Origin of the sequence: Streptomyces tropicalis (assembly GCF_029269835.1) — a bacterium.
Taxonomy (GTDB): Bacteria; Actinomycetota; Actinomycetes; order Streptomycetales; family Streptomycetaceae; genus Streptomyces; species Streptomyces tropicalis.
Map to the genome: position 1 here is coordinate 15868 of NZ_JARJBB010000033.1, position 20690 is coordinate 36557.

General features: G+C 72.0%; 12 protein-coding genes, 2 tRNA genes and 2 pseudogenes. 7 read left to right on the forward strand and 9 right to left on the reverse strand.

Annotation, left to right across the window (positions count from 1 at the left end):
- The first annotated feature begins 103 nt into the window (after positions 1 to 103).
- Together P3H78_RS30785 and P3H78_RS30790 are read left to right on the forward strand one after the other, a co-directional pair.
- Positions 104 to 1759, forward strand: coding sequence for a DUF6236 family protein (locus tag P3H78_RS30785; protein WP_276112473.1), 1656 nt, complete (start codon positions 104 to 106; stop codon positions 1757 to 1759).
- Positions 1760 to 2602: 843 nt separating this feature from the next.
- Positions 2603 to 3541 (forward strand): YcxB family protein, encoded by a 939-nt coding sequence (locus P3H78_RS30790; protein ID WP_276112474.1) that lies wholly within the window; start codon positions 2603 to 2605, stop codon positions 3539 to 3541.
- 785 nt (positions 3542 to 4326) lie between these two features.
- On the opposite strand, the gene gcvH is transcribed toward P3H78_RS30790, so the two are convergent.
- Positions 4327 to 4722 (reverse strand): glycine cleavage system protein GcvH, encoded by a 396-nt coding sequence (gene gcvH, locus P3H78_RS30795; RefSeq protein ID WP_276112475.1) that lies wholly within the window; start codon positions 4720 to 4722, stop codon positions 4327 to 4329.
- A gap of 139 nt (positions 4723 to 4861) precedes the next feature.
- Positions 4862 to 5731, reverse strand: coding sequence for a bifunctional DNA primase/polymerase (locus P3H78_RS30800; RefSeq protein WP_276112476.1), 870 nt, complete (start codon positions 5729 to 5731; stop codon positions 4862 to 4864).
- Positions 5732 to 6413: 682 nt separating this feature from the next.
- Between P3H78_RS30800 and P3H78_RS30805 the strand changes: the two genes are divergently transcribed.
- Positions 6414 to 6974 carry a SigE family RNA polymerase sigma factor gene (locus P3H78_RS30805; protein ID WP_276112477.1) on the forward strand — a complete coding sequence of 187 codons (561 nt, stop codon included), beginning with the start codon at positions 6414 to 6416 and terminating at the stop codon, positions 6972 to 6974.
- A 161-nt stretch (positions 6975 to 7135) separates the two neighbouring features.
- A complete protein-coding gene (locus P3H78_RS30810) occupies positions 7136 to 8812 on the forward strand; it encodes a long-chain fatty acid--CoA ligase (RefSeq protein ID WP_276112478.1) in 1677 nt (558 codons plus the stop codon).
- A gap of 60 nt (positions 8813 to 8872) precedes the next feature.
- Here the strand turns inward: P3H78_RS30810 and P3H78_RS30815 are convergent, their stop codons facing one another.
- Together P3H78_RS30815 and P3H78_RS30820 are read right to left on the reverse strand one after the other, a co-directional pair.
- Positions 8873 to 13318 carry a PAS domain-containing protein gene (locus tag P3H78_RS30815; RefSeq protein ID WP_276112479.1) on the reverse strand — a complete coding sequence of 1482 codons (4446 nt, stop codon included), beginning with the start codon at positions 13316 to 13318 and terminating at the stop codon, positions 8873 to 8875.
- Between the two features lie 270 nt (positions 13319 to 13588).
- Positions 13589 to 14149 (reverse strand): SSI family serine proteinase inhibitor, encoded by a 561-nt coding sequence (locus P3H78_RS30820; protein WP_276112480.1) that lies wholly within the window; start codon positions 14147 to 14149, stop codon positions 13589 to 13591.
- A gap of 172 nt (positions 14150 to 14321) precedes the next feature.
- On the opposite strand from P3H78_RS30820, the gene P3H78_RS30825 reads away from it, so the two are divergent.
- Positions 14322 to 14412 (forward strand) — tRNA-Ser (locus tag P3H78_RS30825).
- 251 nt (positions 14413 to 14663) lie between these two features.
- Positions 14664 to 14736 (forward strand) — tRNA-Arg (locus P3H78_RS30830).
- An 80-nt stretch (positions 14737 to 14816) separates the two neighbouring features.
- On the opposite strand, the gene P3H78_RS30835 is transcribed toward P3H78_RS30830, so the two are convergent.
- From P3H78_RS30835 to P3H78_RS30855, 5 genes and pseudogenes are all read right to left on the reverse strand, one after another.
- The gene (locus P3H78_RS30835) at positions 14817 to 16100 is read right to left on the reverse strand and encodes a tyrosine-type recombinase/integrase (RefSeq protein ID WP_276112481.1); all 1284 of its coding nucleotides are present in this window, start codon (positions 16098 to 16100) and stop codon (positions 14817 to 14819) included.
- Complete coding sequence (locus P3H78_RS30840; RefSeq protein WP_276112482.1) at positions 16100 to 16297, reverse strand: helix-turn-helix domain-containing protein; 198 nt, start codon at positions 16295 to 16297, stop codon at positions 16100 to 16102. Before P3H78_RS30840 ends, P3H78_RS30835 begins: the two co-directional genes overlap by 1 nt.
- Before the next feature lie 235 nt (positions 16298 to 16532).
- A protein-coding gene (locus P3H78_RS30845) for an IS5 family transposase (protein ID WP_276112485.1) occupies positions 16533 to 17425 on the reverse strand; the annotation gives its coding sequence in 2 pieces (ribosomal slippage) (positions 16533 to 17086 and positions 17086 to 17425; 894 coding nt in all).
- 89 nt (positions 17426 to 17514) lie between these two features.
- On the reverse strand, positions 17515 to 18699 hold the full coding sequence (locus P3H78_RS30850; protein WP_276112483.1) for a hypothetical protein: 1185 nt from the start codon (positions 18697 to 18699) through the stop codon (positions 17515 to 17517).
- Between the two features lie 190 nt (positions 18700 to 18889).
- Positions 18890 to 19069 (reverse strand): annotated as a pseudogene (locus tag P3H78_RS30855) (IS630 family transposase); the annotation flags it as partial.
- 266 nt (positions 19070 to 19335) lie between these two features.
- On the opposite strand from P3H78_RS30855, the pseudogene P3H78_RS30860 reads away from it, so the two are divergent.
- Positions 19336 to 20690 (forward strand): annotated as a pseudogene (locus P3H78_RS30860) (hypothetical protein); the annotation flags it as partial.

Here is a 20690-nt window from a genome sequence, read left to right on the forward strand (position 1 = left end):
CAAGCCGCCCGAGTCGAACTCCGTCCCAGCCGGGCCGGACCAGACACGGCCGGATCCGTGTAACACGGACTCGACGCTGCCCCGTACGTGCTTCGATCTGCTTATGCGCGAAACCATCACCGCACTCTGGGAGCCCGACGTCAGCCCGCCGGTGGAGTGGCTGAAGCCGGCCATCCTGTACCAGGACAAGGTGGCCACGTTCGCACCTGAACACTGGGAGGACGGAGCTGACAAGACCGCCGCGCATCGACTCAGAACGCTTCTGGGATCGATCTACAGCCCTCTCTCCCTGTCCTCCGCACTGATACCGGACGGCCTGGTGGACGTTCTACGGGGGAAGCTTCCTCATTGGCGCGGTGTTCTGAATAAGTGGAACCAAAAGGAAAACAGCGAGTGGATCGAGTCGTGGCTCCGCAGGACCGATCACCACGAGCGGGCCTCGCGGAACTCGTCCTATCATGCGCTGATCAGGACCGGACAGGCCGAAGATGCGAGGTTGTCCGCCGAAGCTTCATCACTTCAGCGTCAATTTGACAGAAAAGTGAGTGAAATAGGTGCGCTCGAGTCGCAACTGAAGGACATGCGACGTGAACTGCAGCCGATCTTGACCGCGAAACGGGAAAGGAACAGGCTTCTTTTCGCGCCGGTGATGCGTGCTCGAAATGAAATAATATACGAGATGGAGTCGGGTCCCGAACGTGAAGCCGTCCTGCGCCGAAACGACACGGAGATCGAGGAGGCGCGTCGGCACATCGAGCCCCTTCCGCAAGAGGATCAGCTCATCCCCTTTTACTCGGCCCTGGACCGCTTTACTGTTCTGGCACGCGAACGACACAATCTGCGACGAACCCTGCGGGAGACGAAGTCCCGTCTGGCCGCGTGCCGAAGGACGACGGATAGGGCGCGTTACCACCTGGCGATGCCGTGGCTCCGTCCCGAAAGCCAGATGAGCCTTGTCGGCCTCCCTGAGCACCTGAGCACCCTCTCCGTCGGAAAGATCGGCACGGGGCGGGTGTTTGAATTCTTGGCGACCGAAGCGGGCATGTGGTTTGTGCCCCACTCGGGGGGGCCCTGGGCCGGAACGCTGATCGGCCCCACCAACGTGATAAGGGACGTCCTCGCCGCGCTGGCCGAATGGCACTGCTCGCAGAATCCTGACTGGGTCCTCATGTCGACATCTCAGCGGATGATTTACGGGACATCGGGGCTTCTGAGTGAAGAGGCAGACACGTCTCTTGTCATCAGCCAACTGCTTCCGGTTCCGGAACGGGGAAGTCTGGAGGAGATAGTAGACTTCCGGAGATCACATGAGGCGGAATTGAGGACCGTCCGTGAAGAGATAGCCGGCATGTTTTCCGATTTTTCCGACCTGGAATCCCTGGATGAGGTCACCCGGCAACTGAAGGATCGACTGAAAGAGCCACTGGAGGAAATCGAGGCAAGTCTGCGGCATCGCAAGAATCTGGGAACCAGGAATATTGCCAGAAGTGCGGCCTTTCGCGCCTTGGGCGGGGTGCGCAACATCGGTCTGGGCGCGGTGACTGCAACAGTGGCAGTCCCTGTGTTCGGCGAGACGTGGGGCATACAGGGAGCAGCCGCAGGAACCTTTGGAGGAGCGGTACTTGCGACCGGCGCCATGGCCGCACGCATCGTACGGTCAGCCCACGCCTTGCAGGCATCCCAGACGCGTCTCCATGACTCCCCTTACCGATATGTCTATCAGCTCGGCCGCCAGTTCGGCCTGGAAGGCGCCGTGTAGGGGGCGCTCGTTGCGCCCGGGGCGACGGTCAACCAACGTGGGCTCTACGCGCTGCACGAGCGAGCAACCCGCTCCGACCTGCCGCTACAGCACGGGCAGGTTCTGTGCCGCAATCTGGCTGATGGCGGCCGGCGGAGAGGCAACCTGCGCGGCGACGCTCCGCGGGTCCAGCTCTGCCACTGCCTTGGGAGTCTCCCAGTGGACGCGGTGCAGCAGGTTGCCAGGAAGCAGCTCATGCTCGACGGCCGGGCGCAGACAGTTGCCCAGAACCGCGCGACGCGCCTGACAGCCGACTTCCTGGCCGCGGCCTCCTTCGACGACCGCTGGGAGGCTGTCCGGCCGAAGTCCCTCATCCCCTTCCCGACTTCGACGAAGCCGAGGTCAAGGGCTGGTTCCTCACACACCACACCGACCGGCGTGCCTTCTCCTCCCGCTCTGCCTCGGCGGGCGATGCGGCGGTCAAGGCCTTCTGGTGCTGAATCGTCATGAGCACTCCGACCGCCTGGGCATGGGCCGCCCCGAGACGCCGGTACGGCGCGGCATCGCCGGAGGGCGTCGCGGCCCGGGTCCTTGCGCCGTCCCGTTCGCCCGGCCCCGCCGCTGCCGCCTGGTTCCCTGCGCTCCTGTGCGCCCACCATTCGCCGCCGGCATGCCCCGGTCCCGCACGGCGGGGCCCGGACCTTGACGTAGGGGGCCGGGTTCCGGCAGCGCGAAGGCGCCCCCACTTCCGCAGGGGTGAGGGGGACGCCTGCGGTCGCACGGCGGGGTGCCGATCACCGGGGGTCGCCGGAGCGGCTGAGAAAGCCTCTACGATCCGGTTGATCACCGAACAGGGGAGGGGACATGGCCGAGGGCCGGGAAACGGACACGGTCGCCGGGAGACCGGTGGAACTGGCCTACCGGCCGACCGTCGGCGAATTGGCGTCCGCGCTGCGGGCACGCGCGAGGAGCACCCGGGCGGGACGCTTTCGGCGTGGGGCGCTGGTCTGGACGATGGTGGTCTCGACCGTCGGCGCCCTGCTGTCGACGGCCGGCCCCGGCCGCCATGACACACGGTGGCCGCTGTATGCAGGGTTGGTGGTCTCCGCCGCCTACATGACTGCGGTGCCGTGGTTGCAGGCGCGCCGCCTCCACCGGCTCGCCGAGCGGCAGGGGGACATCTGCGGGACGGTCGACGACACCGGGGTCCGGCTCGCCACCGCGCACAGCTCGGCCGGCGCCGACTGGCACCTCTACTCGCGCTATGTGGAGACGCCGGAGCTGTTCGTGCTGCTCAGCGCCGACAAGTCCGCCGTCGGCTTCGTCGTCCTGCCCAAGCGGGCCGTGGCGGACCCGGGGGAGGTGGACCGGCTGCGGGCGGTCCTCGACCGGCGGCTCGTGCGCGCGGACGCCACCGAGGCGCCCGGAACGCCGCGGAGCCGCGGCCGGGCCGTCGGCCGCGGGGCCGGCTCCGTCGGACTGTTGCTGCTGGGGCTGCTGCTGTTCTTCTTCGCCTACGCCGCCGTCCAACGCGCCGCGCATCCTGACCGCTTCCCCGGGATGCAGCACAACACCGCCCCGATGTCGGCCGTCATGCTGGGGCTGGGGACGCTCGCGGTCGCCGGGGCTTGGCGGCTCGTACGGCGGATGACGGCCATGCGGACCGTGACCGCCGTGCTCGCCGTCCTCGTCCTGCTGGCCGGCGGCGCCGCCCTGTACTGCACGGGGCCGATGCTCCACTGCTGGGGCTCGGACCGGATCGCCCGCGAGCCCGGGGGCGCCTACGTCTGCCACGACGTCTGAGCGGGCCATGTTCTCCGAGCGGGCCATGTTCTCCGAGCGAGCCATGTTCTCCGAGCGGGCCCGGCCCTCGTCTCTCGGCGACGGGCCGCGAGCCGCGCAGTCAGCAGGGCGGTAGGGACCGTGTCACCAGCCGCGAACGAAGCTCTCAAGGTCGCCGGTCGGCGTACGGCCAGGGGGTTCAAGGGGCTCAGGGGGTTCAGGCTCGCCTGGTTCACAGGGTTCGTCCGGTGCTCAGGGTGCTGATGGTGCGCAGGGCGTCCAGGTTTCCTGGGTGTTGGCGGTGCGCAGGGCGCCCAGGGCTCCACCGGAGCGCAGGGGGCACAGTGTTCCGGGTCCGACGGGACGCAGAGTCCGGTGGTTCCCCCTGCTCTCCCCGGCGGCCGGGGCGCCGGGACCTTCAACGAGGTCACCTGTCCGGCGGGAACCCACGTCACCGGCGGGGGTGCCTACGACCTCGACACGACGACCGGATCAGGACCGACCGGGGGGTGCCCACCCGGTCGGTCCTCCCCCCACCGGGTACCAGTCGCAACTCTCCAGCAGCACCGGGGCCAACGAAAGCACCGTGGGTCTTCGCCGTCTGCAGGCTGTAGCGCGGTTGCACGGCCAACGGCCGGCCTCCGAGGCCGGCCGTTGGCCGTCGTGGGGCCGGCCGCCGCCCCTTCGCGTCGGGCGGCGGGCCGGCCCGGCCGGTCAGGTCGGAAGTCGAGTGCCGGCGGCGGAAGATGCCCGCCGGGGGCGGTTCCGCGGGGGATGCCGTCGCCGTCTCCGGGCCGGTGGTGTCCTCAGCCGTCGGACTCCTCGGCACACAGGGCGCGGTAGGCCGCGGCGTCGAGGAGGCCGGTGGGGTGGGCCGGGCCGGTCGTGGTGATCTCGATCAGCCAGCCGTCTCCGTACGGATCGGTGTTGATGTCCTCGGGCGAGTCCTCCAGTCCCTCGTTCACGGCGGTCACCGTGCCGGCGACGGGCAGGTAGATCTCGGTCGCCGCCTTCACCGACTCCACGGTGCCGAAGGGGTCCCCGGCCTCGAAGGGGGCACCCGCCTTCGGCAGGTCCACGTACACGACGTCGCCGAGCTGTCTCTGGGCGAAGTCGGTGATGCCGATGCGGGCGGTGCTGTTCTCCGTCCGCACCCATTCGTGGGTCTTGGAGTACCGGAGATCTTCCGGGACGTTCGCCATGGGGGCCTCCTTCGGGATGGTCCGCGACGTCAGCCTGCCGTCCGCGCCGCCGTGGCGGGCGCATCGTCCCTCGAACGGGTGCGGCGGGATTCGGCCACGGCCGTCGACGGTGGCCGGGCGACCCGGCGGCAGCGGTCCGTCACTCCCGGTGCCCCGCCATCCGTTCCGCCGAGGCGATGGTCGCGCGGGCCTCCGGTTCGGGGAGGCCGGTGTGGACGGCGGCGTCGAGGAGGGGGGCGGCGAGCGCGGCGCCGATGCCGTTCTCGTAGGCGCGGCAGGCGGCCCAGAAGAGGCGGGTGTTGCGCTGTCCCGCGTGGGCGTCGAGGACGAACTGCACCAGGCCGTGCCCGTGCCGGCCCGTGCCCTCCGGCACGGGAGGCCCGGGCGGACGGGCCGGGGGCAGGAGCAGGCGCAGCAGGGCCGGCGGGCAGGGGGCGGGAGCCAGGTGGGCCGTGCCCGGGTCGGTGCCGTAGACGCCGTGCACGGTGCGGGATCCGGGGCCGACCAGATAGCCCCCGGCGCCGCGGATGTCGATGCCGGGGGCGAGCCGTCCGGCGGAGTTCGGCACGACGACGTCGGACGGGCCGCTCAGCCACAGGTGGCGGCCGCCGCTCGGGGTCGTGACGACGACCGTCTCGGGGATCGTGAAGAGGTGGCGCAGGGCGAGGGCGCGCAGGGCCGCCGGGGCGTCGGTGCCGGGCTTGGTGTCGAGGTCGACGCCGATGAGGTGGTGCGGGGGCAGCCCGCAGGCGATGCCGTAGCCGGTGGCCCAGGGAGCGGCGGCGAACAGGGCGCGGATCCGGGCGGGGTCGGTGGAGGCGTCGTACACGCCGTGGCCGAAGCGGCCGCACGCGCCGTGGCAGGGGGCCGGGCCCGGCTCGTCGCGGTGCGGGGAGCGCAGTGCGGGGAGCTTGGTGCGGGACAGGGGGATGACCGCCAGGCCGCGCTCGGCGGCGGACAGGGCGTGGGCGAGGGCCAGGGTCGCGGCCTTCCGGTCGGTGGTGGCCATGCTTCTATGTTCGTATGTGTGTTCGAAAAAGGGAAGAGGGCGGGCGGTGTCGCGGGGGCCGGGGCCGGGTGTCGTGCCCGAAAAGGTGAGGGAAAGGGTTTATCGACATGTCTTCACGCTTGCGTGCGAATCGAGGCATCGGGGATGTTGTGTCCGGGGTGCGGTGGGGAAGCCTCATCCCGCGACGTCGTGATCGAATGCCGGGCGGGTCGGCCGACTGCCCCGGCAGAGGCAGTAGTTCGCCTGCTGAAAGCACGTCCGGCACGGAAGCCGGTGCCCACCTCGTACGGGAGGAGCAACATGGCAAGCATCGCCGTCGACTTCACCCGGCTCCGGTGAACGGGGGCGGGCCGGTCCGGACACTGGGGATCCGCCGGCCCTGACGCCCCTCACCGTGGGTGCGCTCGTGGGGACGCAGGACGGCTGCGCGGCGGTGCTTCGGCGCCGCCGCGCAGTCATGCGTCCCGACGTCCGCCCGGCTCCGCGCCCGCCCGCGCCTCGGGGCCGTGCCCGGCCCGGCGGCGGGGCGGACGGCCCGGTTCCCCGGGAAACCCCCAGGGGGTCCCGCCCGTTCGTCCACCTTCAGGAGGTACGGCGGACACCACCCCTACAACCTGAGGCGGACCCCGCTTCGGGACCTGGGGCCGATCCGCGGGGACGGGCGCGCTCCTAGCGTGGAGCCATGACCACACTCGTCTGCACCAGCGCATCGAGGGCCGCCGCACCGGGGACGCAGCGGCCCCCGGCGTACCCGTCGTTCACGTCGTACGTGCGGTCCCGCCGACCGGTGCTGCTGCGCACCGCCCGGTCGCTCACCGCGAACCCGAACGACGCGGAGGACCTGCTGCAGACCGCCCTGGCCAAGACGTACGTGGCATGGGACCGGATCGAGGACCACCGGGCGCTCGACGGCTACGTGCGCCGCGCCCTGCTGAACACGCGCACCTCGCAGTGGCGCAAGCGCAGGGTGGACGAGTTCGCCTGCGAGGAACTGCCCGAGCCGGAGCCCGTGCCCGCCGCGGCCGACCCCGCGGAGCAGCAGGCGCTGCGCGACGCGATGTGGCGGGCGATCACGAAGCTGCCCGCGCGGCAGCGGGCCATGGTCGTCCTCAGGTACTACGAGGACCTGTCCGAAGCCCAGACCGCGGAGCTGCTCGGGGTGTCCGTGGGCACGGTGAAGTCGGCGGTGTCCCGGGCACTCGGCAAACTGCGCGAGGATCCCGAACTGGCGCTCGCACGCTGAACCCGGGGGGACGGGGGACGGGGGACGGCGAGCGGGGGACGGAACGGGGCCCGAACGGGGGCGGATCGTGCAGAAGGTCACGGCGATCGATCGCCCTGCCCTAGTGACATACCAAGCGGTATGTGCGCAGAATCAGCGCAGCCCCTACTACCGCGCAGGCGATGTCGCCCCGGGAGGACGCCGTGCTGAGCACCATGCAGGACGTACCGCTGCTGATCTCCAGGATCCTGACCCACGGGTCGACGATCCACGGTGCATCACAGGTGATCACCTGGACCGGGGAGGAGGAGCCGCACCGCCGCTCCTTCGCGGAGATCGGTGCCCGTGCGGCCCAGCTGGCGCACGCCCTGCGCGAGGACCTCGGCGTCGTGGACGACGAGCGCGTGGCCACCCTGATGTGGAACAACGCCGAGCACGTGGAGGCGTACTTCGCGATCCCCTCCATGGGCGCGGTCCTGCACACGCTCAACCTGCGCCTGCCCGCCGAGCAGCTGACCTGGATCGTGGACCACGCGGCCGACCGGGTCGTCGTCGTCAACGGCTCCCTGCTGCCGCTGCTCGCCCCGCTGCTGCCGCAGCTGAAGACCGTCGAGCACGTCGTCGTCTCCGGCCCCGGCGACCGCTCCCTGCTCGCCGGGGCGTCCGTCCGGGTGCACGAGTACGAGGACCTCCTCGCGGGGAAGCCGACGGCGTACGACTGGCCGGAGCTGGACGAGCTGCAGGCCGCCTCCATGTGCTACACCTCCGGCACCACCGGCGACCCCAAGGGCGTGGTGTACAGCCACCGTTCCGTCTACCTGCACTCCATGCAGGTCAACATGACCCAGTCGATGGGCCTGACCGACCAGGACACCTCGCTGGTGGTCGTCCCCCAGTTCCACGTCAACGCCTGGGGGCTGCCGCACGCCACCTTCATGACCGGCGTCAACCTGCTGATGCCGGACCGCTTCCTGCAGCCCGCCCCGCTCGCCGAGATGATCGAGCGCGAGCGCCCCTCGCACGCGGCCGCCGTGCCCACCATCTGGCAGGGCCTGCTCGCGGAACTGACCGCACGTCCGCGGGACGTGGCCTCGCTGACCCAGGTCACCATCGGCGGCTCGGCCTGCCCGCCGTCCCTCATGGAGGCCTTCGACCGGCTCGGCATGCGCGTCTGCCACGCCTGGGGCATGACCGAGACCTCCCCCCTCGGCACCGTCGCCCGCCCGCCGGCCCACGCCGTCGGCACGCCCGAGGAGTTCGCCTACCGGCTCACCCAGGGCCGCTTCCCGGCCGGCGTCGAGGCCCGCCTCACCGGCCCCGGCGGAGAACGCCTCCCGTGGGACGGCGAGTCGGCGGGCGAGCTGGAGGTCCGCGGCCCGTGGATCGCGGGCGCCTACTACAACGGGCCCGACGCCGAACCCCTGCGCCCCGCCGACAAGTTCAGCGAGGACGGCTGGCTCAAGACGGGGGACGTCGGGACGATCTCCCCGGACGGCTTCCTCACCCTGACCGACCGCGCCAAGGACGTCATCAAGTCCGGCGGCGAGTGGATCTCCTCCGTCGAGCTGGAGAACGCGCTGATGTCGCACCCGGCCGTCGCCGAGGCAGCGGTCGTCGCCGTGCCCGACGACAAGTGGGGCGAGCGCCCGCTGGCCACGGTCGTGCTGCGCGAGGGAGCCGCCGCCGACTTCGAGAGCCTGCGCACCTTCCTCCTGGAGGAGCGCCGGATCGCCAAGTGGCAGCTCCCCGAGCGCTGGACGGTGGTCCAGGCGGTCCCGAAGACCAGCGTCGGCAAGTTCGACAAGAAGGTGCTGCGCCGCCGGTACGCGGAGGGCGAGCTGGACGTCACGCAGCTGTGACCGCGTGACTGTACGGCTGTCCCCTCCCCGCGCGGGGAGGGGACAGCCGTACGGCGGGGGCTAGTTGGTGCCGACGCGGGCCAGCAGGTCCACGATCCGGGCCTGCACCTCGTCGGTGGTGGAGCGCTCCGCGAGGAACAGCACCGTCTCGCCCGACGCCAGCAGCGGCAGGTCGGCCTGGTCGACGGAGGCCGTGTACACGACCAGCGGGGTGCGGGTGAGCTGCCCGTTCGCGCGCAGCCAGTCGATGATCCCGGACCGGCGGTGCTGCACCTGCATCAGGTCCATCACGACCAGGTTCGGCCGCAGCTGCCCCGCCAGCGTCACCGCGTCGGCGTCGCTCGCCGCGCGCGCCACCTGCATGCCGCGCCGCTCCAGGGCCGCGGTCAGCGCCAGCGCGATCTCCGCGTGCTCCTCGACCAGCAGCACCCGCGGCGGGTGCTGCTCGCTGTCGCGCGGGGCGAGCGCCTTCAGCAGGACGGCGGGGTCGGCACCGTAGGCCGCCTCGCGCGTGGCCTGGCCGAGTCCGGCCGTGACCAGCACCGGCACCTCGGCGGCGGCCGCCGCCTGGCGCAGCGACTGCAGCGCGGTGCGGGTGATCGGCCCGGTCAGCGGATCGACGAACAGCGCCGCCGGGAAGGCCGCGATCTGCGCGTCGACCTCCTCGCGCGAGTTCACGACGACCGGCCGGTAGCCGCGGTCGCTCAGCGCCTGCTGGGTGGTGACGTCCGGCGCGGGCCACACCAGCAGCCGGCGCGGGTTGTCCAGCGGCTCCGGGGGGAGCTCGTCGTCCATCGGCTGCGGCCGCGGCGTGTCCGAGACCTCCACGGCGCCGCCCGGACCGTCCAGCGGCTCGGGCCCCTCGGCCGCGTTCTCGTCCGGTGCTCCTATGGCGTACGACCGTCCGGCGCCCTCGGTGGCCGGGGCGAGCCGGGACTGACCGGCCAGGGACGGCTGCGCCACCGGCTGTTCGGCCTGCGGGCGGGCGGCGGGGTCGGGCCGGGTGCCCAGCTTGCGGCGGCGGCCGGAACCGCCCGGCCCGTGCGGGGGCGGGGTGGCCGACGCCGGGCGCGGGGCCTGCACCTGGGCGGCCTGGCGGCTGAACGGGACGCCCTGGCCCAGCGTCCGCACGCTGATGGCGTGGCCCTGCGTGGTGGTGCTCGGGTCCGCGGGTGCGGCGGCCTCGGCGGGCAGCGGCTGGGCCGCGCGGTTCGCGGGACCGCCGCCGGGCCGCGTCGCGGGCTGCCCGGCGGACTGCTCGGGCGGCAGCGGGGTGCCCGGGGCCGGAGTGCCCTCCGGCGGCGTGGCGGCGGCCGGGAGGGGCGGCGCTGCCGGCGGCACCGGGGCGGCCGGCCGCCGCGGCGCCGCGGGAGCGGTCGTGCCGTCCTGCGGTACGGGACCGGTGGCGCCGTTCTGCGGGACGGGTGCCGTGCCCGTGGTGGCGTCGGGGCCGGCGGGCCACGCCTGCGGGGCGCCCGGGGCCGGAGCCTGCGGGGCGCCCGGGACCGGGGTGGACGCGGGCGTGCCGGGACGCGCCTCGGCCGGGAGCGGGCCGCGCGCGGCGGCCGGAGCGCCGGGGCCCTGCGGGCCGGCCGGTGCCGCGCCCTGCGGGGGAAGCGGCCGCCCGCCCTGCGCGGGCGCCCCCTGCGGGGGCACCGGCCCGTCCGGGGCCGGCCGCTGTTCCGGAGCGGGAGCCGTCGGGGGCTGCTGCGGGGCGACCCCCTGTCCGGCGGCGGGGGCCTGCGGCGCACCCGTCCGTCCGGCGGCGGGCTGCGGGGTACCCGGTTGTCCGGGCACCGCGAGGGCCGCACCCGGCTGTCCGGGCATCACCGGGGCCGTGCCAGGGTGCCCGGGGCGGGCGGGCACCGTGCCGGGACGGACCCCGCCCGGCGGCACCTGCGCCGGAACCGGGGCGCCGGGGACCGGACCGCCCTGCGGGGGAACGCCCTGCGCGGGAACGCCCGGCCGGCCCGGGGCGGCCGGGCGCACCTGGTCGGGCGCGGCGGCCGCGCGGCGGCGACGGCCCGTCGGCGCGTTCGTGGGATGGGCCTGCGGCGGGGTGTGGTCGTCGGCCAGGTCGTGCGGCACGGCGTCGTGCCGGCTCTCGTCGGACGCGTCGGGGACACCGCCCTGCGCCGGCACGTGCGCCTGCACCCGGGCCGGCGTGCGGTCGGGGGTCCCGGCCGGGGCCTGCTCCTGCGGGGCGACGGGCTGCCGGTCCGCCTCGGCGGGCGGCAGGGCGAAGACCGTACGGGGCGCGGCCTCCTGCGCGGCGGCCCGCTCGGTCGCCGCGGCCAGGGCCCGCCGCCGGCGCCCGGTCGGCTGCGCCTCGTCGCCCCCGTCCGCGTCCTGCGGCGCCGCGGCGGGCAGGGCGGGCGGCAGCGCGGGCGCTGCGCCGGTGTCGCGCCGGGCCCGCCGTCCGGTGGGCGCGGGCACGCCCTGGGGCGGCACCGCGGCGCCCAGACCGCTGCCCACGGCCGCCGCGCCGGCGGCGTGCTCGGCCGCCGTGACGACGGCGCCCTCGGACACGTCCGCGTCCTGGGCGGGCGTACCGCGCCGCCGCCCGGTCCCGCCCGACGCGCCGGAAGTGTCGGCACTCCGGTCCGCCGCCTGCGCGGCCTCCTCCGCGGCGCGTCGGCGCCGCCGCCCGGTCGGCGCCGCGGTGCCCGCGGCCTCGTCGTTCTCGCCCTCACCCGACAGGAAGGCGTTCGTGGAACCCCGCCGGGCCCGCCGCCGGCCGCCGCCGGCCGGCTCGGCGAGGGCGATCTCCGCGCCCGCGCCCGTGCCCGCGACGGCGGCCGGCTCCGCGACCGCCGGGGCCTGCGCGGCCGGAACCGCCGCCCCGGCGCCGGCGCCGATCGGCACCTCGAGGACGTAGGCGTTGCCGCTCATCCCCGGCACCTCGTGCGTCTGGAGCACTCCGCCGTGCGCGCGGACGATGCCGCGCACGATCGGCTCGTGCACCGGGTCTCCCCCGGCGTACGGCCCGCGGACCTCGATCCGGACGACCTCGCCGCGCTGCGCCGCCGCCACCACGACGGTGTTGTCCATGTACCCGCCCGCGGACACCGGCGCGTTGCCGGTCGCGTCCACGCCGGCGACGTCGGCGACGAGGTGCGCCAGCGCGGTCGCCAGCCGCTGCGGGTCGACCTCGGCCTCGATGGGCGGCGCGTGCACGGCGAACTGCACGCGTCCGGGCCCGACCAGTTCCACGGCGCCCTCGACACCGGCGGCCACGACCGCGTCCAGCATCACCTTCGTCCGGGTGATCCCCTCGCTGCCGGAATCCAGACGCTGGTAGCCGAGGACGTTGTCGATGAGGGTGGTGATGCGGGCGTAGCCGGCCGAGAGGTGGTGCAGGACCTGGTTGGCCTCGGGCCACAGTTGGCCGGCGTCGTCGGCGGCGAGCGCGGACAACTCGCGGCGCAGCTCGTCCAGCGGGCCGCGCAGGGAGCCGCCGACCAGGGTCAGCAGCTGCTCGTGCCGGGCGGTGAGCGCCTCGTAGCGGTCCTTCTCCCGCTCGCCGAGGGCGGCGTACCGCTCCTCGCCGGCGGCGACTTCCTCGGCGTGCCGCTCGGCGAGCTCCTCGAGTGCGGCGGCGTGCTCCTGGCGCAGGGCGGTCAGCGCGGAGGCGTGCTTCTCGGCGAGCTGCTCCAGCTCCTCCTCGTGCCGCTGGTCCGCGGCGGCCTTCTCCGCGGTGAGCGAGTCGACCGGGCGCCGGTCGGCGAAGGTCATGACGGCGCCGACGAGCTGGTCCCCGTCGCGCACGGGCGCGGTGGTGAGGTCCACCGGCACCTTGTCGCCGCCCTTGGACCACAGCGTCTGCCCGCGCACGCGGTGCTTGCGCCCGGAGCGCAGCGTGTCGGCGAGCGGCGACTCCTCGTACGGGAAGTCCGAGCCGTCGGGGCGGGAGTGCAGCACGAGGGTGTGCAGCTCGCGGCCGCCGAGTTCGCCGGCCCGGTAGCCCAGTATCTGGGCGGCGGCCGGGTTGACCAGGACGATCCGCCCTTCGGTGTCGGTGCCGACGACGCCCTCGGAGGCGGCCCGCAGGATCATCTCGGTCTGCCGCTGCGAACGGGCCAGCTCGGCCTCGGTGTCGACGGTGCCCGACAGGTCGCGCACGACCATCATCAGCAGCTCGTCGCCCGTGTAGCCGTGACCGTCGTAGGCCTGCTGGCCGTTCTCCAGGTTGGCGCTCGTGACCTCGACCGGGAACTCGCTGCCGTCGGTGCGCCGCGCGACCATCCGCGTCGGCTTGGTCCGCCCCTGCGGGTCGATGTGGTCGGGCCGCCGCATGGAGCCCGGGATCAGCTTGGAGTCGAACTCCGGCAGCAGGTCGAGCAGACCGCGCCCGACGAGGGCGGTGCCCGGGGTCTCGAAGGCCTCCAGGGCGATGGTGTTGGCGTTGACGACGGTCCCGTTGGCGTTGACCAGGAGCAACGCGTCGGGCAGTGCGTCCAGTATGGCTGCGAGGCGAGCAGCGCCTCGGGATGGCCTGCTGCTCACGAGACGCTTCCCTCCTGTTACCGCACCTTGCCGACCGCGGGAGCCATCTTGCCAACCGGTCCGCGGCGTGTCACGCGAGGGAGTCTATGCGCAGGGGTCGTGCGCGCGGCGCCGTATGAGAGGGAGGTCGCACGGAGAAGTGAGGTCGAACCTGCGATCCCCCGCTTCCGCTTCGCACGACCTCCGCGGGACCTTTACGGACTCCCCGTCCGTCCGCGGGGCGGCCGGGCGGACCCGGTGGGTGCCCGGCCGGACGGCGAGCCCGCGGGATCAGGAACGCAGGTCGGGAAGGACGTCGGGCAGGAAGGGGACCAGGCGGTTCCAGCGGTCGATCCGGCATCCGTCGCGCCGGTCGAAGGCCGCGTCGACGGGTCGTCCGGCCCAGCGGCCGGTCACCTGCGCGGTGGCCGGGCCACCGTACTGGAAGGTGCAGATGCTGTCCGTGGGCACCGGCGCGAAGGTGTCGTGTCCCCAGCGCGTGTTGCGGTCGAGCGCCCCGCAGGCGCCGTGCACGTCGGGATGGGTGCCGCCCTCGGGATGGCAGTACACCTCGTAGCGGCCGTCCCACCGGGCGCCCGCGTGCCGGACGGTCACGGTGAGGTGGTCGCCGGCCCGGTCCTCGTCCCCCACGGGCGGGGGCGCGAGGGGCGGGGCGGCCGGTCCGGCGGGCCGTGCCGCGGGTCCGGCTGCGGGCGCGGAGGCGGCGACGGGCACGGAGGCGAGCGCCGCGAGGGCGGCGGCGGTGGCGGTGGCGGCGATGCCGAACGCGGCCCGCCGCGGCGGGCGGGCCGCGCCGGAGCGACGGGGGGAGGGGGAGCTGACCTGCACCATGCCCGGACCAACGAGGGGCGCCCCCGGACGTTGCGCCACGCCCCGCGACGCGGGGAAGGGCTTTGCCCTGCGGCCTGCCTGCCTAGTACCGTGGGGGGCGATTGGTGACACCGCTCCCGGCTGTGTCATCATCTGCACGCACCGATCGCGCCCTCGCGTGAGCGGTTGTGCTGGAGGCGTCGCCTAGTCCGGTCTATGGCGCCGCACTGCTAATGCGGTTTGGGCCTTCAAGCCCATCGAGGGTTCAAATCCCTCCGCCTCCGCGCGTGATCACCGAAGCCCCGGTCCTTCAAGGACCGGGGCTTCGTCGCTTCGTTCGTCGTTTCCTTCGGTGCTTCGACCGGCGCCCCGCCCCGGCTTCCGCTCGCCGGGCGCAACACCCCGAGGATCATGTTTTCCCAGGTCACAACGGGTACGCGGAACGGATTTCACATGGCGGCGGCAGTCATGTAATGTTCTTCCTGTCGCCGCGAGCGGGCCGAAAGGGCCGGGAGCGGGGGCGAGAACAGAACAAGCACTCGTAGCTTAACGGATAGAGCATCTGACTACGGATCAGAAGGTTGCAGGTTCGAATCCTGCCGAGTGCACACAGGTCAGAGGCCTCCTGGGATCATCTCAGGGGGCCTCTGACATCAGTCGTTGACATCAACGCGGCCAGAAGCGTCGATCACTCCGCGGCGTCCGCCTCCTGCTCGCCGCTGGATTCCTCCTCCGGGTCGTCCAGTCCCAGGGCGTTGTCCATCCGGCCGGCAGCGGCCTTGAGCGTCGTGCTCATCACGTGCGCATAGGTGTCGAGCGTCATCGTGATCGTGCTGTGCCCGAGCGTTTCCATGATCGTGCGAGCGTCCACGCCCTGAGCGAGCAGCAGCGAAGCGCAGGTGTGTCGGAGGTCGTGCACCCGCACCCGGCGCACGCCGGCGTCCCGGCACAGGATGGTGAGCATCCGGTTCAGGCTGCGCGGGTCCGTGACGCGGCCGGTCGACGTCGTGAAGATCAGCCCGTTCGGGTGGCCCGGGGCGGGCTGCCACTCCTTCCCCGCGACCATGCGTTCCCGCTCCTGCTGGACTCGGTGCTGCGTGAGTGCTCGCATGCAGTGCTTCGGGAGCGACACGGTGCGCATGGAGCGCATGGTCTTGGGAGTGCCGAAGATCAGCTCACGCCGGATGCGCTGTACGTTCCGGCGGATGCGGAGCTGGCCGTTCGTGAGGTCGACGTCCCCCCAGGTGAGTGCGAGCGCTTCGCCCCGCCGTAGGCCCGTCGACACGAGTAACAGCCACAGGGCGTAGAGACGGTGGGCGCGGGCGGTCCTGAGCATGATCCGAGCCTCGGCGGCATCCAGCGGACGCACCTCCTTGCGGGTCACGGCGGGGGTCTCCACGATCCGCGCGACGTTCCGCGCGATCAGCTCCTCTCTGATCGCCTGCTGCAGGGAAGACCGGAGGACGGCATGCGTGTACTGGACGGTCCGGGCGGACGGTCGACGCTCGCAGCAGCGGCCCACGGCGCAGCACGAGCGCTTGCCCTCCGGGCGCTCCGCGTCCGCGCCCCGCAGGCAGCACAGGCAGGAGTCTTTGAACTCCGCGAGGAACCGGCGCACGTCCGCCGGCGACAACCGGTTCAGCCGCTTCTTACCGAGCGCGGGGCGGATGTACAGGCGGGTCAGACCCTCGTAGCTGTTCAGCGTGGACGGCTTGAGCCGCTGCGGTGCGATGGTGGCGAGCCAGTAGGTGAGGTAGTCCCCGAACGCCATGGTGGACTCGGCGGCCGGGATGCACTGACGCGTCTTCTCCTGCAACTCCGTCAGCTTCTCGGCCACTTCCGCACGGCTCTTGCCGTACGCGAACTTCCGCGTGCGGGTGCCGTCAGGGCGATAGACGTAGGCGGCAGCCTGGTAACGGCCGTCCGCCCGCTTGGTGATCGTTCCTTCTCCGTTGGCGCGACGCTTGGCCATTAAGCGGCTTCCTCCATCCGGTCGTGCATGTGCTGGCGAACGGCGTCGACCGGGACGCGGCGGGCCCGACCGGACGTGTAGCTGCGGAGCTGTCTGGTGCGAATGAGGTCGTAGACCTTGCTGCGGCTCAGCCGCAGAGCGGTCATCACTTCGGGGACGGTGAGGGCTTCGGGTGCTGCGGGCACGGCGGTGCGCACGACGAACCTCCTGGGATGCGGGGGCGTCCTCGGCCCCCTCTGGAAAGTCCGCTACTTCCGCTACCGCCGCTACCGTGCAGGTCAGGGGCCTGTTTGAGGTAGCGGGAAGGGGTAGCGGTAGCGGATGGGTAGCGGCGAGGTAGCGGCTCGCGGTGGTGCGAGCCGCTACCCCGTTGTTGCTGGTCAGGCGAGGTTTTCGGTGCCGGGTAGCGGAGGTAGCGGTGCCCGTCGCTAATCATGCCGATGCGTTGGGTGGTGAGGGCTCGTACGCGGATGCCTCTAGGCCGTGTCCGCAAAGTCGGGGGAGCCAGAGTCGTAGGCAGGCGAGGGTGACCAGCGCCTGGTAGTGGCGGGCGCGTTTGTCGTAGCGGGTGGCCAGGGCCTTGTTGTGCTTGAGCCGGTTGAAGCAGCGTTCGACGACGTTGCGGCGACGGTAGGCCTTGCGGTTCAGGCGGCACCGGCTCTCGCCGCGTCGGATGCGGCCGTTGATCTGGTCGATCCGTTCAGGGATCGCTGCTTTGATGCCTCGGCCGCGGAGGTAGGCGCGGATCTTCGTGGACGAGTAGTCCTTGTCCGCGGCCACCAGTTCTGGCCGGGTGCGAGGCCGGCCTGGCCCGCACCTCTCGATGCGGATGCGGGCCATGACCTGCTCGAACTGGGTGCAGTCGTTGACGTTGCCGGCGGTGAGAGTGAAGGCCAGGGGACGTCCCTGTCCGTCGCAGGCAAGGTGGATCTTCGTGGTCAGTCCGCCGCGGGACCGGCCGATCGCCTCGCCCGGCCAGGTCCCCCTTTTCGGGCCCCGGCTGCATGCTGGTGGGCCCGCACGGTCGTGGAGTCCACGCACACGACCGACCAGTCGACGGCTCCCACGGCGTCGGAGTGCTGCTGGACGTGGGCGAGGAGGCGGTCCCAGGTTCCGTCGGCCGACCAGCGGCGGAAGCGTTCGTAGACGGTCTTCCACGGGCCGTAGCGCTCGGGCAGGTCCCGCCAGGCGGCCCCGGTGGACAGCTTCCACAAAATCCCGTTCACGACCTGGCGGCGGTCCCGCACCGGCCGGCCCATCCGGGGAGGGGCGAGCAACGGCTCGATCACCGCCCACGACTCATCAGTCAGCTCATGACGACGCACCACGAACCGACCAACGACCAACCGACTTTGCGGACACGACCTAGTACGTCGATGTTCGGGTCTCGTGGCGGAGGAGCTGGACCTGCGGCTTACGCGTTCGCTGATCGGTCGGGGCTGGTGGTCAGAGTCCAGGTGCCCTGACAGTGCACCGCGAGCCATGCCGGTTTGGCGGGCATGAACAGCTCGCCTTCTGCGACCGACCGGTAGCCGCGAAACAACTGCTCCACAGTTTGGAAATCGGAATTCAGCCGCTTGACGACGACTTCCCCTCTGCGACCGTCGTGGGTGAGCCGGGCGGTGGCCCTGCCACCGGTGTAGCGGACGACGTCCCAGCCGTCGCCGCTGATCGAAGTGGTGAACTCCCGGCAACTGCCCGGGAGCTCCATCCACGCATCCCAGTAGGGAATCCTGTTCGCATCGAAATCCCGCGGATCGAACGGTGCTCCCGCAACAGCAGTGTTCGAGATGCGCAACCGAGGTCTTTTCTTGCCGCCGCCAGCCATAGGCAGCCGTGCGGTGAAGTCGCCGCTGGCCTTGAGGAGCACGTCGGCGGAGGCTGATCCGGATCCAGGGCGTGCTTTCTGCAGGGTGGTTGACAGGTGTTTGCCGTAGGACACGGCCCGAACGACGAGTACTGCGGGGGCAGCGGGGTTCCAGTAGAGCCCGATGTCCTGCGGACCGGGACTCTTGAGACGTACGACCCCGCTCTGAGCCGGACGGTCGGCTGGCTCGGCACGCGTGGCCCAGTCTCGGATCTTCCTGCCGCCTGGTTCATACGGTCCGGCTCCCCTCTTCTGTTCGGTGGCCCGGGTTCGTTCGGGCTGCTGGCCGTGCCAGACCCTTTCAGCAGCGATGCGCTGGTTTCCGTCCTCCAGCCGTACCGCGTCTGCGACGCACACCGGGATCGTTCGGGCCTCGCCACCCGGTGGGGCCCACAGGATCTCGGTAACGGACGGACCGTGTCTCGTATCGAAGAAGCAGGACGGGGGAGACCGTCGCACCGGCCGGCCGTCCCTGAGGGCGTCAAGATCTGCCAGCGCCCGATGCCCCTCGGCCAGAGCCTGTCGCACGGCAACGTCCGCCTCGTCTGCGGTGCGGGCGGCGGCCAACACACGCTTCGCCGCTTCGTATGCGTCGAGTGCCGAGGCGTAGACGATCAGCAGAGCCTCGCCGTGCTCTGGTTTCGGCACGAAGTCGTATGCGGCCAGCGCCTCGCCGAAGAGGGTTATTTCCGCGTCCAGTGCAGCCTCGCCCCGAGCAGGCCTGGATGTCATACCCGCAGGGTAGTGCTGTGAGCAAGAAGGGCGGCGTTGTAGCTACCACCGCCCGGGGCGACACCTTTGATCGTTTGATCCGGCGAACCTCAGCGGTCAAAGCACTAGACGAGCCGGCCGGTCCCAGGGTCCTGACCGATACGGGGTGCTCCGGGACGCGTCGATGGCACTACCGGCGTGTAGCGCCGGATCAGGCGGTGTTGGCCCGGTCGACGACCGCGCGTAGGCGCTGGTCGTCGGCGTGGCGGTTTCGCCAGATGATGTAGCGGCGGATCATGCTGCCCTGCTCCTTGTGGCTGGCGTGATCGGTTCCGCCGAGGGTGAAGTAGCGCAGCGCGGTGAACTGGGCCTCGATGCGGTTGAGCCAGGAGCGTTTCGCCGCGTTTTGTGTTCTGTTGTCGGGTTCCATTACCTGTGCGACAGCGGTGTTTCTGTGTCGTCGCTCTATCGCCCCCGGGCCGTTTTCTGACGTAGCGGGGAATTGCTTCAGGAGAGGATCGGCGTGTTGTGACCAATGACGTTCACAGATCTCAAAGTTGGGGCGAGCGGGGCCTCTGGCGTGTCACTGGTCGTCGGGCGGCGCACGTGTCGGCTTCAGCGGCATCGTCGGCCGGGCCCGGGCGGGGTTGGTGGCGTATGGGCGTCACCGTGGCGGTGTGTGCCGTGCTCACCGGTGCGGGGGTGCCGGCGGCCGTCGCCGACTCTCCGACGGCAGGTCATCGCAGCGGCAGTCGGGCAGCCGCGCCAGTCAGTCAGACCTTCACCTTCACCGGCGCTCCGCAGACCCTGACGGTTCCTGCGGGGATGGTCGTGACGATCACTGCGGACGGGGCCGGCGGTGCCGACAACACCGGTACCCCCTGTTCCGTCACGGGGACCGGTGGGACGGGGGCGCGGGTCGTCACTACGCTCCCGCAAACCGCCGCACCGACGGCCTTCACCATCAACGTCGGCGGCACCGGCGGCAAAGGCTGCAACGGCACCGGGACGCCGGGTGCCGGTGGGTTCAACGGCGGCGCCCCAGGTGGGGGTTTTCCGCTCAGTGGTTTTCATTTTGAAGGTCCTGGTGGGGGCGGGGCCTCCAGCATCAGCACGGGCGGCTCCTTGCTGGTGGTCGCCGGGGGCGGTGGTGCCGCCGGCGGCACCGGAGCGGGTTCTACAGGGGGGAACGGAGGCAACGGCGAGGCAACGCCGGATGCCACCGGCGGTACCGCGGGAAGCGCCGCCGGCCATGGTTCGCCGGGGCAGGGTGGGGGCGGTGGCAGCACCAGCACCAGCACCGGCGGTGCCAGCGGGGCCAGCGGCACCGCTGGCCCCTGTGCGGTCATGAACGGCGGGCCAGGGAGCGGGTTCTCCGGTGCCACGGTCGGTACCGGTGGCACCGGGGGCAGCTTCGACGGCGGCTGCGCCGCCTCTGTCATCGGTGCAGGTGGGGGCGGTGGTGGTGGTTACTTCGCCGGCGGGGGCGGCGGCAGCGGCGCCGTCAACAACACCGGCACCTCGGCGGGCGGGGGCGGGGGCGGTGGAGGCAGCAGTTTCGCCGCCCCGACGGGCACCGGCACACACTATGCGCTGTCCACGATCGGGACGGCGAACAACAACGGCCAGGTGACCATCTCCTACGGCCCCCCTGGCCCGAGCTTGACCATCGGCAAGACCCACAGCGGCTCGTTCGGGCGGGGTCAGTCAGGCTCCTACACGCTCACGGTCGGCAACGACGGGATCGACGCGACCGATGGCACTGTCGTCACCGTGACCGACACTCTTCCGGCTGGGCTTACCGCGACGTCCTTGGGGGGTACCGGGTGGACGTGCACGCTGGCCACGCTGACCTGTACCCGCAGTGACGCCCTCGCGTCCGGTCGCAGCTATCCGGCGGTCACGCTCACGGTCAGCGTCGCCTGTACGGCCTCCGGTCAGGTCACCAACACCGCCTCGGCCACTGGCGGCGGGGACACCGACACTCACACCGCGACCGATCCCACGACCAT

Bases quoted from the DNA above. Each gene is read 5' to 3' on its own strand.
- P3H78_RS30785 (WP_276112473.1), top strand. From the start codon at position 104: ATGCGCGAAACCATCACCGCACTCTGGGAGCCCGACGTCAGCCCGCCG.
- P3H78_RS30790 (WP_276112474.1), top strand. From the start codon at position 2,603: ATGGCCGAGGGCCGGGAAACGGACACGGTCGCCGGGAGACCGGTGGAA.
- gcvH (WP_276112475.1), bottom strand. From the start codon at position 4,722: ATGGCGAACGTCCCGGAAGATCTCCGGTACTCCAAGACCCACGAATGG.
- P3H78_RS30800 (WP_276112476.1), bottom strand. From the start codon at position 5,731: ATGGCCACCACCGACCGGAAGGCCGCGACCCTGGCCCTCGCCCACGCC.
- P3H78_RS30805 (WP_276112477.1), top strand. From the start codon at position 6,414: ATGACCACACTCGTCTGCACCAGCGCATCGAGGGCCGCCGCACCGGGG.
- P3H78_RS30810 (WP_276112478.1), top strand. From the start codon at position 7,136: ATGTCGCCCCGGGAGGACGCCGTGCTGAGCACCATGCAGGACGTACCG.
- P3H78_RS30820 (WP_276112480.1), bottom strand. From the start codon at position 14,149: ATGGTGCAGGTCAGCTCCCCCTCCCCCCGTCGCTCCGGCGCGGCCCGC.
- P3H78_RS30835 (WP_276112481.1), bottom strand. From the start codon at position 16,100: ATGGCCAAGCGTCGCGCCAACGGAGAAGGAACGATCACCAAGCGGGCG.
- P3H78_RS30850 (WP_276112483.1), bottom strand. From the start codon at position 18,699: ATGACATCCAGGCCTGCTCGGGGCGAGGCTGCACTGGACGCGGAAATA.